Origin of the sequence: Nodosilinea sp. FACHB-141 (assembly GCF_014696135.1) — a bacterium.
GTDB lineage: Bacteria > Cyanobacteriota > Cyanobacteriia > Phormidesmidales > Phormidesmidaceae > Nodosilinea.
Genome location: NZ_JACJPP010000018.1, coordinates 100,335 through 118,330, shown reverse-complemented (window position 1 = coordinate 118,330; position 17,996 = coordinate 100,335). Strand labels below are relative to the sequence as shown.

At 60.0% G+C, this 17,996-nt stretch carries 6 protein-coding genes; 5 read left to right on the top strand and 1 reads right to left on the bottom strand.

Going from position 1 to position 17,996, the window contains the following annotated elements; all coding sequences use genetic code 11:
• The first annotated feature begins 308 nt into the window (after window positions 1-308).
• The 3 genes from H6F59_RS18830 (at window position 309) to H6F59_RS18820 (ending at window position 13,718) form a co-directional block, all read left to right on the top strand.
• Window positions 309-3,437, top strand: coding sequence for an ATP-binding protein (locus tag H6F59_RS18830; protein WP_190703787.1), 3,129 nt, complete (start codon window positions 309-311; stop codon window positions 3,435-3,437).
• 65 nt (window positions 3,438-3,502) lie between these two features.
• Window positions 3,503-7,396, top strand: coding sequence for a GAF domain-containing protein (locus H6F59_RS18825; RefSeq protein ID WP_190703784.1), 3,894 nt, complete (start codon window positions 3,503-3,505; stop codon window positions 7,394-7,396).
• Between the two features lie 406 nt (window positions 7,397-7,802).
• Window positions 7,803-13,718 (top strand): EAL domain-containing protein, encoded by a 5,916-nt coding sequence (locus H6F59_RS18820; RefSeq protein WP_190703766.1) that lies wholly within the window; start codon window positions 7,803-7,805, stop codon window positions 13,716-13,718.
• A 355-nt stretch (window positions 13,719-14,073) separates the two neighbouring features.
• Here the strand turns inward: H6F59_RS18820 and shc are convergent, their stop codons facing one another.
• Window positions 14,074-16,020, bottom strand: a complete 1,947-nt coding sequence (shc, locus tag H6F59_RS18815; RefSeq protein WP_190703763.1) for a squalene--hopene cyclase — start codon at window positions 16,018-16,020, stop codon at window positions 14,074-14,076.
• Window positions 16,021-16,192: 172 nt separating this feature from the next.
• Here shc and H6F59_RS18810 point away from each other — a divergent pair, with 172 nt between their 5' ends.
• Together H6F59_RS18810 and H6F59_RS18805 are read left to right on the top strand one after the other, a co-directional pair.
• A complete protein-coding gene (locus H6F59_RS18810; RefSeq protein WP_190703759.1) occupies window positions 16,193-17,365 on the top strand; it encodes a glycosyltransferase in 1,173 nt (390 codons plus the stop codon).
• A gap of 61 nt (window positions 17,366-17,426) precedes the next feature.
• A complete protein-coding gene (locus H6F59_RS18805; protein ID WP_190703754.1) occupies window positions 17,427-17,981 on the top strand; it encodes a Uma2 family endonuclease in 555 nt (184 codons plus the stop codon).
• Window positions 17,982-17,996: the final 15 nt, after the last annotated feature.

Sequence of the window (17,996 nt, the reverse complement as noted above, 5' to 3'; positions counted from 1 at the left end):
GATTTTCCGGTAGCAGTACAGTAAAGGGGGAGTTTGCGGCAGCGAAAGGCTTAGGAGCGGGCGATCGCTGGCGGTCAGACAGGCTAATTAATAGAGTATGGCGAAGTTCTTCCGTTCTGACCCAGTGGCCACCGGGCATTCTCTGCGTATCCTGGTGGAATCTAGCGGGTGTTAGTTTAGGCTGGGATGCACGGGAGCGCAGCTGTTACCTTAGTTCAGTCCACCTCAATTCAGGCAATGGGAGAGCGATCGCTATCGCAATGCAGACCAGGTTCCGCTACCTAATATCTAGTTTCCGTGCTCGCCTGGTGCTGCTGGTTCTCCTAGCCGTAGTTCCAGCCTTGGGGCTGATTCTCTACACGGCAGCGGTGCAGCGGCGCACGGCCGCCGTCGAGGCCCAGGAAAATTTGCTGCGGCTAACTAAATTTGCGGCTGCCCACCAGCGGCAGACGAGTGAAGGGGCTCGGCAACTGCTGATCGCGCTTTCCCAAATGCCCGACCTGCGCGAGGGCGACGCGGAGGCCTGCAATCAGCTCTTGGCTAATCTGCTCCGGCAATATCAGGCCTACGCGGGCCTTGCCGTCGCCAATCGAGAGGGCTACACGATCTGTAGTACACCGGCTGAGTCGCCGCTGTACGTGGGCGATCGCCAGTACTTTCAGCTCGCCCGCGACACCCGTGACTTTGCCATTGGCAACTACCAGGTTGGGCGCATTACAAAACAGGCCGACCTCAGTTTTGGCTATCCCGTTCTCGATGACGCTGGACAGGTGCAGGCCGTAGTTATCGCCGCGCTCGATCTGGCCTGGCTCAACCAGCTGGCTACCGCCGTGGACCTGCCCAAGGAGGCGGTCATGACCGTCACCGATCGCAACGGCACTGTTCTGGTGCGCTACCCAGTTTCCCCCAGTTGGGTAGGCGTATCGTTACCAGATTCGCCCATGACCCAGATCATGCTGGCTCAGCAAGAGGGTACAGCGGTGGCCCGGGGGCTCGATGGCGTCGAGCGGTTATATGGGTTTACCACCCTAGGCGATAGCCCCGCCGATCAGGCGGTACACATTCGCATTGGGGTGCCCAAAAGCCTGGTCGTGGCCGAAAGCAACTGGCTGCTGCTGCAAAACCTGCTGGCGCTAGCCGGGGTGACGGCGCTAGCCCTGGCGGCCGCTTGGATTGGGGGCGACGTTTTTCTGACGCGCAAGGTCAAGTCTCTGGTGAAGACCGCCCACCAGCTGCGGGGGGGCAACCTGGGAACTCGCACCGAGCTGTCTGACCAGTTTGGGGAGCTAGGTCAGCTGGCGCAGGCGTTTGACGAGATGGCCGTGGCGCTTGAGGCGCGAGAACAGGCGATCGCGGCGCTCAACCAAGACATGCAAACCCTCTTTGAGGTGATTCCTATCGGGGTCTTAATCGCCCAAGACGCCGAGTTTAGGCAGGTCAAGTCGAACCCGGCCTTTGCCCAAATTTTGGGGCTTGACCCTCAGGAGAATGTGTCTTACCCCCCCGTCGAGACCTCGCCACCAGCCTACAAAATCTTGAGAGAAGGCCGAGAACTCGCCCCCCACGAATTTCCCCTGTGCCACGCCGCGATTCACAACACCGAAATCAAAGGAACTGAAATCGATGTAGTTCGAGGCGATGGCAGCCAGTTTAATCTGTTTGGCTACGCCAAACCGGTGCTCGATCACCAGGGTCAGGTGCGAGGGTCGGTGGCGGCTTTTTTAGACATCAGCGATCGCAAACAGGCCGAGCTTGAACGAGAACAACTCCTGCATCGCCTAGAGACCAGCCTGGGCCAGCTCGAAGCCGTGATCAACAGCATGACCGAGGGCCTGGTCATCGCCGATCCAGAGGGCCACATCGTGACGTTTAACCCCGTGGCGCTGGCCCTGCATGGCTACGACAGCGTCGACCAGGTGCAGCAGTCCATATCCGAGTTTGCAGACCTATTTGAGGCCGAAGATTTGCAGGGCCAGTCCATTTCCCTAGAGCAGTGGCCGATGGTGATGGCCTTGCGGGGCGAAACCTTTAGCGATTACGGCATTCAGGTGCGTCGCCGCGATACCGGCAAGACCTGGATTGGCAGCTACAGTGGCACTCCGGTGCAGGATAAGCAGGGCCGCATCATTTTGGCCATTATCACCGTCCGCGACATCACAGCCAAGCGCCAGGCTCAGTTGGAGCTGACCCGCAGCCTGGCCGCTGAGCGGGCCGCTCGGGCCGAGGCGGAGGCGGCCAACCGCATTAAAGATGAGTTTTTAGCCGTGCTCTCCCACGAGCTGCGCACTCCCCTCAACCCAATTTTGGGCTGGTCTAAACTGCTGCGATCGCGCCAGTACGATGCCGCCACGACCGATCGGGCCCTAGAGACCATCGAGCGCAACGCCCAGCTGCAAACCCAGCTGATTGGCGACCTGCTCGATGTCTCACGGATTCTTCAGGGCAAACTGCAGCTAGATTACCGGGCGGTTGATTTGAGAACCACGATTCAGGCCGCCATCGAAACGGTGCAGCTGGCGGCCAACACCAAAGCCGTGGAGATTCAAACGGTTTTTGACGTCGCTGTGGGCCGGGTGTCTGGCGATGCGAACCGGTTGCAGCAGGTGGTTTGGAACCTGCTCTCCAACGCGGTTAAATTTTCGCCCTCCGGCGGTCGAGTCGAGGTCACCCTAGAGCGGGTGATGGACAACAGCCCTTGGCCCTGGAGCGCCCTCCCATCGCCCGGCGATTCCCCCGCGCTGCCGGCTCAAGCTGCCCAAATTAAAGTCACCGACAGTGGTCAGGGGATCGCTCCGGAGTTTCTGCCCCATGTGTTTGACACCTTTCGGCAGGCTGACAGCGCCACCACCCGACAGTTTGGGGGGCTGGGGCTGGGGCTGGCGATCGCCCGCCACATCGTAGAAATGCACGGGGGGACCATCGCCGCCACCAGCCCCGGCTTGGGGCTGGGCGCCACCTTTGTCGTCAGGCTGCCGCTGCTAGAAACCTGGCTTGAGGCCGAGGTCGGCCTGCCCGCTGCCCCAGAGGGTGCCGACCCTGCCCCGCTAAAGGGGCTCAGAGTGCTGCTGGTCGACGACGAAATGGATACCCGCGACGTATTTTCGTTTTTGCTCGAACAGGCCGGAGCCGAGGTGGTGGCGGTGGCCTCGGCGGCGGCGGCCCTGACCGCGTTAACTCAGCTCAAGCCCGACCTGTTGTTGAGCGATATTGGCATGCCCAACACCGACGGCTACCAGCTCATGCGGCAGATCAGAACCCTGCCGCCGGAACAGGGGGGCACCATTGCGGCGATCGCCCTGACCGCCTACGCCGGCGAACTCGACCAGCAGCAGGCCCTAGCTGCCGGGTTTCAGCTGCACCTGGCCAAACCGGTGGAGCCCAAGGATCTGATGAAGGCGATCGCCACTCTGGGCCTTGGCCATGCCTCTCCTGCCTAGGAAACTGGGTAGGATTAAGGTTGCCTGGTCTCATCAACCGCGAGCTACTCCTGCTAAATCGATTCATGGCTGAAACTCTCTCCGACCCGGCGTCAACTGCGCGACGATCAGCCCATGAGGCCGCTCGGCTGGAGGCCCTACGGCGGTACAACATCCTCGATACCCCGCCCGAAGCCACCTTTGATCGCATTACTAACCTCGCGGCCCGCCTGTTTGGCATGCCCATCGCCCTAATCTCTCTGATCGATGAGTCGAGAGGTTGGTTCAAATCGGCCCATGGGTTCGATATCCAAGAGGTGCAGCGAAACGCCACGATTTGCAGTCTGGCCCTGTTGTCAAACGAGGTGCTGGTGATTGCCGACACCCGTCAGGACGAGCGCCTGGCCTGCAATCCCTTTGTGCAGAGCGAACCTGGCCTGCGCTTTTATGCCGGTGCGCCCCTGATCACCCAGGATGGCTTCGTCTTGGGCACCCTCTGTTTGCTCGATACCCAGCCCCACCCGCCTTTAACCGATGAGCAGCAGACAGTCTTATCTGACCTGGCGGCCCTGGTCATCGATGAACTAGAACTGCGCCTGGCCGCGCGCAAGATCGCTCAAATCGATGCCGCGCTCCTAGAGGTGACCCGGGGGGTGTCGAGGTCGGTCGGCGACGCTTTTTTTGCGGCTCTGGTCCAGCACTTCACCCAAACCTTGGCTGTTGACTACACCTACATTGGTCTGCTCCAGGGCGGCAACCAAAATACGATTAAAACGATCGCCGCCTGTGCCCAGGGGCAAATCATTGACAACTTTGAGTACCGGCTGCAGGACACCCCGTGCCAGCGGGTGTTGGAAAGCCGCAAACTCTGCTGCTATGCCAACGGCGTGCAGGTCAAGTTTCCCCAGGCCCCGCTCCTAGCGCCCCTGGGGATAGAAAGCTATGCCGCCATGCCCTTCTTTGACTCCAGCGGAACGGCGATCGGCCTGCTGGGCATCATGGACAGCAAGCCCCTGGTCAACCTTCAGCTTACCGAGACGCTGCTGACTATTTTTGCCCTGCGGGTGGCTACCGAGCTAGAGCGCCAGCAAACCGAAGCTGCCCGACAGCGGGCGCTGACCCAGTTGGTCGACCAGCAAACCGTTAAACTCACCCAGACCAACCAGCTGCTCCACCTCGAAATTGCTGACCGGCAGCAGGCGGAAACCGCCCTCCAAAAAGAGCAGGATGTGCTGCGGGTGCTGCTTGACAGCGTGCAGGCCGGCATCGTGGCCTGTAATGCCGAGGGCGTTTTGACCCTGTTTAACCAAGCGGCCCGCGAGTTCCACGGGCTGCCCGAGCAGCCCCTGCCACCGGAGCAGTGGGCCGAGAGCTATGACCTCTACCGCCCCGATGGCCAAACGCCCCTGCCCACCGCAGAAATTCCCCTGTTTCGAGCGTTGCAGGGCGAAACCATCAGCAACGCTGAGATGGTGATTGCGCCTCAAACTGGCTCCGCCCGCACGCTGCTGGTCAACGGGCAGGCGATCGTCGATGGCCAAGGCAAACGGCAAGGGGCTGTGGTGGTCATGCACGACATCACCGAGCGCAAACAGGCTGAGGCCATGCGCCTGCGCCTGGTCGAAGACCGCGCCCAGCTGGTCAGGGCCCAGGCGGCCCGCCTAGAAGCGGAGACTGAGCAGCGGCGATCGACCTTTCTGGTGGAGGTGAGTGCGGCCTTGGCGGCGTCTTTAGACTACGAACAGACGCTGCAAATTGTTGCCCAGCTAGCCGTGCCCTACTTCGCCGACTGGTGCGCAGTCGATTTGTTGAATGAGGACGGCAGCATTAGCCGCGTTGCCGTAGCCCACTGCGATCCTCAAAAGGTGCAGCTGGGCTGGGAGATGGCCGAACGCTTTCCCCGGCACCTAGACGATGGCTACGGCATCTCCCAGGTGATGAAGACTGGGCAAAGCGAAATTGTCGTCACCATCACCGACGAGCAAATGGTGGCAACTGTCACTAACCCTGAGTATCTGGAAATCTTGCGCGGTGCAGGCCTGAGGTCCTTTGTTGTCGCTCCTCTCCAGGCGCGGGGGCGGGTTTTAGGCAGCATTTCCTTTGTGTTTGCCGAGTCGGAGCGGCACTACGACCCCTCCGACCTGGCCCTAGCCGAAGACCTGGGCCGTCGCGCCGCGATCGCCATCGACAATGCCCGCCTGTATCAAGCGGCCCAGCAGGCCCAGCAGGCCGCCGAAACCGCCGCCGATCGCACCGCTCGGCTGCAGACGGTGACCGCGGCGCTCTCCGAGTCGCTCACGCCTGTTCAAGTGGCGGCGGTGATTGTCGAGCAGAGCGTGGCGGCCCTGGAGGCTGATGCTGCCCTCATGGCCCTGCTCAGCCCGGATGGCACTACCCTCGAAATTGTGCAATCTACTGGCTACAGCATTGATCCAAAGGAGATTCAGCCTCGGTTTTCCATTGATGCGCCCTTGCCGCTTTCAGAGGCGGTCAAAAGTGGCCTACCTGCCTGGTCAGAGCCCATGGCGGAACGGTTGGCCCGCTACCCCCATCTGGCCGATGCTTACAAAAAACAGCCCTTCGAGGCCTGGATCTCGCTGCCTCTCATGGTGGAAGGCAAGGCGGTGGGGGGCTTGTCGCTGTCGTTTAAGCAGTTTAAGCAGCTCAGCCAGGACGATCGCGAGTTTATGCTGACCCTGAGCCGTCAGTGCGCCCAGGCCATTTCGCGATCGCAGCTCTATGAGGCCGAGCGCCAGGCCCGCGCCGAGGCCGAGCAAGCAAATCAGATCAAAGACGAGTTTTTGGCGGTGCTCTCCCACGAACTCAGGTCGCCTCTGAACCCGATCTTGGGCTGGTCACAAATTCTGCAAAAGCAGCAGCACGATCTGGCCACCCAAACCCGTGGCCTCCAGACCATTGAGCGCAATGCCCGGCTGCAAACCCAGCTAATTGACGACCTGCTCGACATGTCAAAAATTTTGCAGGGCAAACTCAGCCTTGAGGCCACGCCGGTCAATCTTCAAGCCGTCATTGAAGCCGCTCTAGAAACGGTGCGGCTAGCCGCTGAAGCCAAGGCGATCGCCATTCAGGTCAACTGTGCTCCGGTGGGATATGTCTCAGGGGATGCTGGTCGTCTCCAGCAGGTGGTGTGGAACTTGCTCTCCAACGCGGTGAAGTTTACCGACCATGGCGGCCGGGTTGAGGTGTCTTTAGAGCAGGGGGAGGCGGGTATGAGTTCTGAAGCTGCCGATCCGATGCAGATCTCAACCCGCCAGTCTCAACCGCTTCAGGGCTACGCGCAAATTACGGTCACCGACACCGGCAAGGGCCTGACCGACGAGGTGCTGCCCTACATTTTCGATCGCTTTCGTCAGGCCGACAGCACAACGACCCGGCAGTTTGGTGGGCTGGGGCTGGGGCTGGCGATCGTGCGTCAGCTAGTTGAGCTGCACGGCGGCACTGTGCAGGCCGAGAGCCCCGGCGACGAGCAGGGCTCTACCTTTAGGGTTAGACTGCCGCTGCTGACGGCATCGGGTCTTGAGCCAGCGAATACCCCTCGGTCTGAGGCTTTGGGGAGTAGCGCTATGCCCCTCGCGGGTTTTCGAGTGTTGGCTGTGGACGATGAAGCCGATTCTCGCGAGATGTTGGCGTTTATTTTGGAGCAGGCCGGGGCGAGGGTGACGGCCGCAGGCTCTGCGGTAGAAGCGCTGCAAGCCCTCAACCAATCGCCCTTTGACGTGGTAATCAGTGACATTGGCATGCCAGACATGGATGGCTATATGCTGCTCCAGCACATGGCTGCTCAGTTTGCCGAGCCGGGGCGGGTCGCGGCCTACTCCCTTCCCAAGGCGATCGCTCTGACGGCTTATGCTGGGGAAATCAATCAGCAAAAAGCCCTAGCGGTCGGATTTCAGCGCCACTTTAGTAAGCCGGTTGAGCCCGCTGAACTGGTGGCGGCGATCGCGAGCCTGATCGATTGACGAACTGTGCCTAGGAATAGGTTCAAATCATCGCATTTGGGGCTGTCTCACCCAGGTTTCACACCGACTCTAGAAACCCCGGTTTATGACCGATACCCCGTGGGGGCATTGCAGTGCAACGTCCCTACGGGGTACACAGATAGGACTTGTATCACTTGCGATCGCGCTCTTCTATTGCCAATGACCTTTGCCGAAGGTTATCTGAAACGACCATTTTTCGTTGTCGATGGCCTGATAACGAGCAGAGTTTCCAACGAGTAGTCAACATTACAGGTCTTCTCTAGCTGGTGTGACTCAAGAGCGATAGCCTTGGTTGTGAGCTTTGATCAGGAGGCGGGTAAGCTCCGCCCTGCCCAGTACCGCCTCACGGTAGATAAGTCCGGGAAGACTAGGAAGAGCATTCAATTTGACTCATCCGATGATTGAGCTGCCTGGATACCGACTCTTAGATCAGCTATACGTCGGGGTTAAGAGTCTAGTCTACCGTGGGCGTCGTCTGGCCGATGGCCAGATGGTGGTGATCAAGGTGTTGCGCAGCGAGCGGCCAACGCCAGATGAGCTGATGCAGTTTCGGCATCAGTTTGCGATCGCCCGCAGCCTGCATGCGCCTAACATCGTGCGGCCCTACGAGCTGCTGCCCTACCGTCAGAGCTACGCGCTGATTTTAGAAGATTTTGGCGGCATTTCCCTCAAGCAGTGGGTGGGGCAACGCCGGGACGAGGGCAAGGGCAAACTGGAGCTACTGGAGTTTCTCGAAATTGCCCAGCAGCTCACCGATATCCTGAAGCATCTGAACGACCAGGGCATCATTCACAAAGACATTAAACCCAGCAATCTGCTGATCCATCCCGAAACCCGCCAGGTGAAGTTGACCGACTTTAGCCTCGCTTCGCGCCTGCCGCGCGAGGCGATTTTGGGGCAGCGCCACAGCATGTTAGAGGGCACCCTGGCCTACATTTCGCCCGAGCAGACCGGGCGCATTAATCGCGGCGTTGACTACCGCACCGACTACTATTCCCTCGGCATTACCCTCTACGAACTGCTAACCGGGCGGGTGCCCTTTACCGCCGATACTCTGATGGGCCTGGTGTATTGCCACATCGCTAAGGCACCGCCGCCGATCGCCAGCGTGAACCCGAGCGTACCGGCGGTGGTGGCGGCCATAGTTAGCCGACTGATGGCAAAAAATCCGGAGGATCGCTATCAGAGCGCAGCGGGCCTACACCACGACCTCACACGGTGCCGCCACCAGCTAGAGCAGACAGGGCACATTGTCGCTTTTGTGCTCGGGCAGCGCGATCGCAGCCGTCGTTTTCTAATTCCCGAAAAGCTCTACGGCCGGGGGGAAGCGGTGGCGGCGGTGCTGGCCGCCTTTGAGCGCGTCAGCACGGCTGAAGTGACCGGTAGCGAGCTGGTGCTGGTCGCGGGCTACTCGGGGGTGGGCAAAACGGCGGTGGTCAATGAAGTGCAGCGGCCGATCGCCCGCCAGCAGGGCTACTTCATTCAGGGCAAGTTTGATCAGTTTAAGCGCAACACCCCCTTTGCCGGCTTCTTGACCGCCCTGCAAGGGCTGATGCAGCAGTTGCTCAGCGAACCTGAGGCCCAGCTTCAGGCCTGGCGCACCGGCATTTTGGCCGCCCTAGGTGCCAACGGCCAGCTGCTAATTGACGTCATTCCTGGGCTAGAGCAGATCATCGGGCCCCAGCCGCCCGTGGTAGAACTCTCCGGCCAGGCGGCGCAGCATCGCTTTAACCAGCTATTTCAGAACTTTGTTCAGGTGTTCGCCGCGCCCCAGCATCCCCTGGTGATGTTTTTAGACGATTTGCAGTGGGCCGACCTGGCCTCGCTCCAGCTAATGAACCTGCTGATCGGCGACCTCCAGTGCCCGCACCTGCTGCTGATTGGGGCTTACCGCGACAACGAGGTGAGCCCGGCCCACCCGCTGATGCTGACCCTAGACATCCTGCGCCAGAGCGGGACCACCATCAATACCATTACCCTGGAGCCGTTATCGGCCGCCAGCATCAACCAGCTGGTGGCTGACACCCTGGTCTGCCCAGTGCTTTTGGCCCAGCCCTTGGCCGATTTGGTCTACCAAAAGACTGGCGGCAACCCGTTTTTTGCCACCCAGTTTTTGCAGGTTCTGTATCAGGAAGGCACCATCGTTTTTGACCCGGTGCAGGGAGCCTGGCAGTGCGATCTGGGGCAGGCCCGCCGCGCGGCCATAAACGAGGATGTGGTGGCGTTTATGGCCCAGCAGCTGCAAAAGCTGGGGCCTTCTACCCAGGCCATGCTGAAGCTGGCGGCCTGCATCGGCAACCCGTTTAATTTGGGTACGCTGGCGCTGGTGTCGGAGCTGCCCGAAACTGACGTGGCGATCGCCCTCTGGAGCGCTTTAGAACTGGGGCTAGTGCTGCCCCAAAGCGAGATCTACACCCTGCTAGAGCCAGAAGGTAGCCTAGAGCCGGCCCTGCTGCCCTTAGACAGACCAGAGCTAAGCTACCGGTTTCTGCACGATCGCATTCAGCAGGCTGCCTATTCGCTGATTCCAACCGACCAGCGCTCCCAGACCCACCTCACCATCGGCCAGCTGCTGTGGCACAAATCGTCCCCGGCCCAGCGCGAGGAGCAGCTGTTTACCATCGTCAACCACCTCAACGAGGGGCAGGCGCTGCTGATCGCCGCCGAACGGGAACAGCTAGCTCAGCTCAATTTGCAGGCGGGCCGCAGGGCTAAAACGGCCACAGCCTACTCGGCAGCGCTGGACTATCTGCGTCAGGGCATCGCCCTACTGCCGGCTAACACCTGGGGGCAGCAGTATGACTTGACCCTGGCCCTGCACCAAGAGATTACCGAAGTCGCCTACCTCTGCACCGACTTTGAGCAGGTGGAGTATTGGGCTGGCCTCACCGTCCGCCACGCCTATAACCTGCTCGATCAGCTGCCCGTTTATGAGATGCGGCTGCTGGCCGATCGCGCCCAGGGTAATTACCTGGCTGCGGTGCGCACCGGGCTGCAGGTGCTGCGCATCTTGGGAGTTGACTTTGCAGAACAGCCCACTCCGGCTGAGGTGCAGCAGGCCCTAGCCGATACGCGTCAGCTTTGGGCTGGGCAAGACCCCCTCAGCCTGCTGGCCCTGCCCAAGATGGCGGCGGGCCAGCGGCTGGCGGCCATGCAGATTATGACCAAGCTCACCGCTCCAACCTATCGGGCGCTACCGGCCCTGATGCCCCTGCTGATGGCCAAGCAGGTCGAGTTTTCCATTCGCTTTGGCAATAGCCCGATCTCAATTTTTGCCTACGCGGGCTATGGCATGGCGCTGTGTACCATGGGCGAAATCAAGCTGGGCTATGGGTTTGGCCAGCTGGCGCTGCGGCTGCTAGAGCAGCTGGGGGCCACCACCAGCGAGAGCCGGGCCGGGTATCTGGTGCACAACTTCATCTGCCACTGGCGCGACCCCCTGCGGCAGAGCCTGCCCGCCTTTGTGCAGGCCTACCAAAGCGGGCTGGCGACGGGCGATCTGGAGTGTGTGGTGCTCAACGCCCAGGCCTATGGCCACTATGCCTATTTTGCTGGGCAGCCCCTGGAGGATTTGGCGGCGGAGATGGCTGCCTATCGCCAGACCCTGCGTCAGCTCAAGCAGGTGTCGCTGAAGTGTTTAGAAATCGTGCAGCAGACGGTGCTCAACCTGCTGGGGGAAGGGGAAAGTCCCTGGTGCTTGAGCGGGTCGGTGTACGAGGCGGAAACGTCGGTGCGGTTTCACCTGGAGCACAGCGATCGCACCTCCCTTTTCCACTACCACTTCAACCAGACGGTGCTCTACTACCTGTTTGGGCAAATTGAGCAGGCGGCCCAGCAGTCCGATCAGGTGGCCACTTATTTGGATGGGGGGCGAGCCCAGTTTTCCTTTGCTCTCTACGCCTTCTATGATGCTCTGATTCAGCTGGCGCTCTGGGATCAGCCCGCTGATCAGGCCGCCGCTGACCAGCCCGTCCGGTGGCAGCGCATTCAGCAGCAGCAGGAAAAGCTGGCCCAGTGGGCCGACTCTGCGCCCAGCAACCACCGCCACCGCTGGCAGCTAGTTGAAGCCGAAATCGCCCGAGTCGAAGGGCGCTATCTAGAGGCAATGGAGGCCTACGATGGGGCGATCGCCACCGCCAAAACCCACGGGTTTATTCAGGATGAAGGGCTGGCGAACGAACTGGCGGCTCGGTTTTACCTGGCCTGGGGGCGAGCCAACCTAGCCCAGCCCTACCTGCGTGCGGCCTACCAGGCCTACGCTCACTGGGGGGCAAAGGCCAAAACTCAACAGCTTGAAGCCCTCTATCCCGAGGCGTTGCAGGCGACGGCGGGGCTGCCCGCGCCGGGGGTGCTCAGCGCCAGCGATGAGATCAGCAGTTGCACTAGCGATACCGCCGCCCTCGATTTGGCCGCTGTGGTTCAGGCGTCCCTGGCCATTTCCCAAGAGCTGCGCCCCGATCAGCTGATCGTCACCCTGATGCAGCTGGTGCTAGAAAATGCCGGGGCCGAACGCGGGGCCTTAGTTTTGCGCCAGGCCGACCAGCTCGTGGTGGTGGCCCATTGCCTCAGCGGCGAAACCTGCCGGGTGGATCTGGTGCCGCTGCAAACCAGCCGCCACCTGCCGGTGAGCCTGATTCACTTTGTCGATCGCACCGCCGCCCCTCTAGTGATCGACGATATGCGCGTCGAGCCGCGCTTTGCCGCCGATCCTTATCTAGTGCAACACTCACCCAAATCGGTGCTGGGGCTGCCGTTAATTCAAAAAAACCAGGCGATGGGCGTGCTCTACCTGGAGAATACTTTGACTACGGGAGCATTCACCCGCGATCGCATCCAGGTGTTAGACATTCTCTGTGCTCAGGCGGCCATTTCCTTCGAAAATGCCAACCTCTACCAAAACCTGGAACTGAGCAACCGAACGCTGCAGCAGTCGCTAGAGAATCTGCAAAAAACCCAAACGCAGCTGATCCAGGCCACCGATAAACTCCAGCACAATGCCCTCTACGACGGCCTCACCAATCTGCCCAATCGCGCCTGCTTCCTTAATCTGCTCAAGCACGCCATTCAGATCAGCGCCCAATACCCTGAGCGCCTCTACGCAGTGCTGTTTATGGATCTCGATCGGTTCAAAAACATCAACGATAGTCTGGGCCATTTGGTCGGCGACGAATTCCTCAAGTTGGCCAGTCAACGGCTGCAACACTGCGTCGGTGCCGCCGTTGTAGCGCGGTTTGGCGGCGACGAATTTGCCATCTTGCTCGAAAATTTGGTGCACCCTGACGATGCCCTGGCGATCGCTCAGCGCATTCAAGACCAGTTTTCGCTGGCCTTTCGGGTGAGCGATTATGAAGTCTTTTCCACCGCCAGCACGGGCATTACCTACAGCACCCTCAACTATCAGGTGGCTACCCACGTGCTGCGCGATGCCGACATTGCCCTTTACCAAGCCAAGGCCAAGGGCAGAAACCAGTACGTGGTGTTTGACCCCGCCATGCAAACCCAGATCACCCAGCGGCTCCAGCTAGAGAGCGACCTGCGACGAGCCATCGAGGCCCAAGAATTTTGCCTCTACTACCAGCCGATTGTTTCCCTAGCTACCGGCCAGGTGCGCGGCTTTGAAGCCCTAGTGCGCTGGCAACACCCCATCCGTGGGCTGATTTCTCCCCTAGAGTTTATTCCGGTGGCCGAAGAAACCGGGCTGATTGGCCCAATCGGCTGGTGGGTGCTCGAAACCGCCTGTCAGCAGCTCATGCATTGGCAGGCGGCCTCCCCTGGGGTGCTACTGACCATGAATGTCAACCTGTCCGCCATGCAGCTAAAGCAGCCTGAACTGATCGAGCGGCTAGAGGTGGTGCTACAGGCCACCCAAATTCCCCGGCAGTGTATCAAACTAGAGATTACCGAAAGCTGCATCCTCGACACCTTCACCTGCGAAGCTCAGTCACTCAAGCGGCTGAAGGCCCTGGGCGTGCGGCTCTGCATCGACGACTTCGGCACGGGCTATTCGTCCCTCAGCCGCCTGCACGAATTTCCCATCGACACCCTCAAAATTGACCGCTCCTTTGTTCAGCGCCTCAGCCCTACCGGACCAGACGCCCAAACTTCCCTAGAGACGGTGCAGATGATTCTCACCCTGGCCCAAAGCCTAAATATAGACGTGGTTGCCGAAGGCATCGAAACCGCCACCGAACTCGACATTCTCAAAGCTCTAGGGTGTGAATCTGGCCAGGGCTATTGGTTTGCCCCACCCCTGGCTACAGCGTCTGCCGCGCAGTGGCTGCACCTGGCAAAGGGAGAATGATCCGCCAAGCCAAAGGTGAACGGTTGGTGGTAGTTCAAGGTCTCAGACCAAATCCGAATTACAGAACCCGATTCCCCGAGGGATAAACCGTAGGGTTGCAGGCGTAGCCGAGCCAGAGGCTTTATGGCATTTGTCCTGTTCAATCGGGGTAGCCAAGAAGGATTTGTACGAGATCCGCCTTGAGAAACCCCGGTTCAAATTAGGGATCTCGTAGGGGCATTGCACTGCAATGCCCCTACAACGCGGTTGTAACCAAATTAGGATGCGGTATTGATTCCAGGTTCATGACCTGCCTTGAACCCGACACCTTAAACCCTAAACCCTAGGCCATTAGCGCCTATCGCAGTCAGCTTGGTTAAGCCTCAGGGACATGGCTGAGCTGATAGCGACCCAGCGCCATCAGCGGGAAGTGGTGGCGGTAAAGGTGATAGCGAATATAAAAGTGGCGCGGGAAGCCGGTGCCGGTGAACTCCTGCTCGTCCCACGTACCCTCGGGGGTCTGAGTCTCAACTAGATAGCGAATGCCTTTCTCGATCGCTAATTCTGCAGCAGCACTAGAACTACCAGCATCGAGCAGCCCCAGCAGCGACCAGGCGGTTTGAGACGGCGTGCTTGGCCCCTGGCCCTTGAGGGCGGGGTCATCGTAGCTGCGGCAGGTTTCGCCCCAGCCGCCGTCGGGGTTTTGGCAGCTGACGAGCCAGTTAACCCCGCGTGCGATCGCCCCTTGACAACGCTCTGGCGCAATTAACGCCAGGGCCGATAGCGCCCCGCTGGTGCCATAGAGGTAGTTCACACCCCAGCGGCCAAACCAGCTGCCGTCGGCCTCTTGTTCATTGAGCAGAAAGGTGAGGCCCCGTTCCAGCCGCTGGGCACTGAGGTCGCTGGCGTAGCGGGCCGCGAGATTGGGTTCGCGGCAGAGGCGACCGTGCATCTCCAGCACCCGAGCGGTGATATCGGCGGTGCTGGGGTCGATCATCGCTTTGAGGTCGCCGTAGGGAACGGCATTGATCCAGTCTTGGTCGTTGTCGATGTCGAAGGCGCCCCAGCCCCCGGTTTTGCACTGCATGGTGGCCACCCAGCGCACGGCCCGGGCGATCGCCTCGCGCTTCAGCGCCTCATCGGGCAGGGTGACATCCTGTAGCGCCATCGCTACCACCGCCGTGTCGTCCACGTCGGGGTAGAAACGGTTCTCAAACTCAAAGGCCCAGCCCCCCGGTTTGCCCTGAGGGTTTTTGACGATCCAGTCGCCGTAGTCGAGAATTTGCTTTTCGAGCAGCCATTCGCCCGCCCGCACCAGGCTGGGGTGGTCAGGGGCCAGGCCCGAATCGGTGAGCGATCGCATGCCCAGCGCCGTATCCCACACCGGGGAGACGCAGGCCTGTACCCAGTAGGTGTCGTCGGTTTCTACCGCGAAGTTGTCGATCGCCCGCAGGCCGCGTCGCACCACCGGATCGTTCACGTCGTAGCCCAAGCAGCGCAGGGCCAGCATCGAGTTCAGCATGGCGGGGATAATGCCGCCCCAGTCGCCCGTTGCCTCCTGCCGCTCCAAAATCCACTGCTCGGCTTTGCGCAGGCCCTCGTCGCGAAACGGGGTGAAATTAATCGACTCGGCAAACTTAAACGCGCCGTCGAGCCAGATGAAAATGTCGCTCCAGTCCCCCGCTTTCGGGAGTTCCCAGCGCACGTTGGCGATGCCCTCGGCGTAGAGTTCATCCAGATTAACGGCGGGTTCAATCTTGTAAACCGGCTTTTGGTCAAAGACGACCAGCAGTGGCACGGTGCTGCCCCGAGCCCAGCTTGATAGTTCGTAAATGGTGAATGGCGAGGGCGACTCCAGCAGCATCACCCAGGCGGGCAGCGAGGGCAGGCCGCGCCAATCGTAGCAGCCGATTAGGGCCAGGTGCAGCTTGGTGAAAATGCGGGTTTTGCTGATGCCGCCGCGCTGGAGAATAAAGTCTTTCGCCTTCAGCAAGGCCGGATCGCTGGCGGGCACCCCCAGCACCCGTAGCGCCATGTAGGCCTCGACAGAGGTGCTGAGGTCGCCGCCATCGCCGTAGAACAGTTCCCACCCGCCGTGGTCGCGCTGGTGCGATCGCAAATAGTGTTCTGCCTTAGCCAGGGGGCGATCGCCATCGGTGCCCCAAATCTTGTGTAGCAGAACGATTTCGGCGGTGATGGTGACATTGGACTCCAGCTCTGCCCACCAGTAGCCGTCAGGATGCTGTAGGGCCAGCAGGTAATTTTGCGCGGCGGCAATCGCTGAATCAATCCCAGTTAGCTGCTGCGGTTCTTGCGTCTGCATGGGCACCCCTTACGGTCAAAACGCTATGGTCACTGGGGCAGCATAATGCAAATGCTTCCATCAAGGAAAGATAGCTGAAGTGGACGGCAAGGATTCTGACCGTATTCAGCAGTAGGTTCGCATTTAGCAACTGATTTATGATGCGAAAGACCAATCAGTGTACACAAAGCCGATGGCAATCTTAGCGTTGAGCCTGACGAGTCTAGCGCTCCTGATCTGGATCGGGATGCTGCTGTTTTGGGGCCAGTTTTGGCGGGCTGACCAGCGGCTTGATGCCGAGAGTCTAGTGTCACTGGCGACCTGGCCCCAGGTCGCGGTGGTGATTCCAGCCCGCAACGAGGCGGATCTGATTGGGGTGGCGGTGCGATCGCATCTCACCCAGACCTATCCCGGCAACCTGCAAGTCGTGCTGGTGGATGATCAGAGCACGGATGGCACGGCGGCGGTGGCGCGCGAAAGTGCGACTGCGGTAAACCAGTGCGACCGCCTCACGGTGCTCTCGGGCGCAGCCCTCCCCGCTGGCTGGACGGGCAAGCTCTGGGCGATGGAGCAGGGCTTTCGCTACCTGGCGTCGCAGCCTACCCCACCCGACTATGTACTTTTTACCGATGCCGACATTGAGCACGATGCTGCCAGCCTGCAACAGCTGGTGACCAAGGCCGAGGGCGATCGGCTCGACCTGGTATCACTGATGGTGCAGCTCCGCTGTGAGAGCTTTTGGGAACGGCTGCTGATTCCGGCGTTTATCTTCTTTTTTCAGCTGCTCTACCCTTTCCCCTGGGTGAATAATCCTAAAAAACAGACGGCCGCGGCCGCGGGAGGTTGCGCCCTGATCCGTTTCAGCGCCCTTCAGCGCATCAACGGGCTACAGGCCATTCGCCAGGCGCTGATTGACGACTGCGCCTTGGGAGCGGCGGTCAAGGCCAACGGCCCAATCTGGCTCGGCCTCAGCACCACTATCCACAGCCTGCGCCCCTACCCCGATCTGCATAGCATCTGGACCATGATCACCCGCAGCGCCTACACCCAGCTCAACTACTCGCCGTGGCTGCTGATCGGTACGGTCTTTGGCATGCTGTTGGTCTATCTGGTCGCTCCCCTGGGGGTGGTTTTGGGATTGATCTGGAGCGACCCTGTCCTGGCGCTGATGGGGTTGGCGGGATGGCTGCTGATGGCTCTAGCCTATTGGCCAACGCTGAAGCTCTATGGCGGCCAGCGACTGCTGGCGCTGGCGCTGCCGTTGATCGCCCTGCTCTACACGCTGATGACCTTAGATTCGGCGCGGCGGCACTGGGGCGGGCAGGGCGGTGCCTGGAAAGGACGGGTTTATAGCGATCTAGGGTAGGTGTTCTGCCCGACAGCACCTTTATACTCATAACGATGGGGCGGTCTAAGGTGAGCTTTCCATGAAAACCCTTGCTAAATGGTCTGTAGACGACTATCACCAGATGATTCAGGCAGGCATTCTCCAGGCCCGTCGCGTCGAGTTGCTGAAAGGAGAGATTGTTGAGACAAGTCCAGAAACCCCAATTCACTACACAACTGCAAAACAGGGGGCCAAATACTTAGAAACGCTGTTGGCAGGAAAAGCCGAGGTTCGCTTCAACGGGCCTGTTACCTTAAGAGATTCTGAGCCAGAGCCCGATATTGCCATTGTTCGCCTGCCTGAATCAACCTACCGCGCTCGCCATCCCCACCCTGAGGATATTTTTTGGCTGATCGAAGTCGCCAATACCAGTCTCAAGCAAGATTTGGACATAAAAGCGGCTGTTTATGCCACCGCCGGGATTTCAGAATACTGGGTTGTGAATTTAGTAACAATGCAGATCACAATATTTCAGCAACCAGTGACAGGACAATACAGACAGCAAACAACTGTGCAAGACGGCAACATCACGCCGCTGGCTTTTGACAATGTAACCGTCTCTGTTAGAAAGCTCCTGGCCCAAACAAGCACTTGATCAATTGTTTGAGAG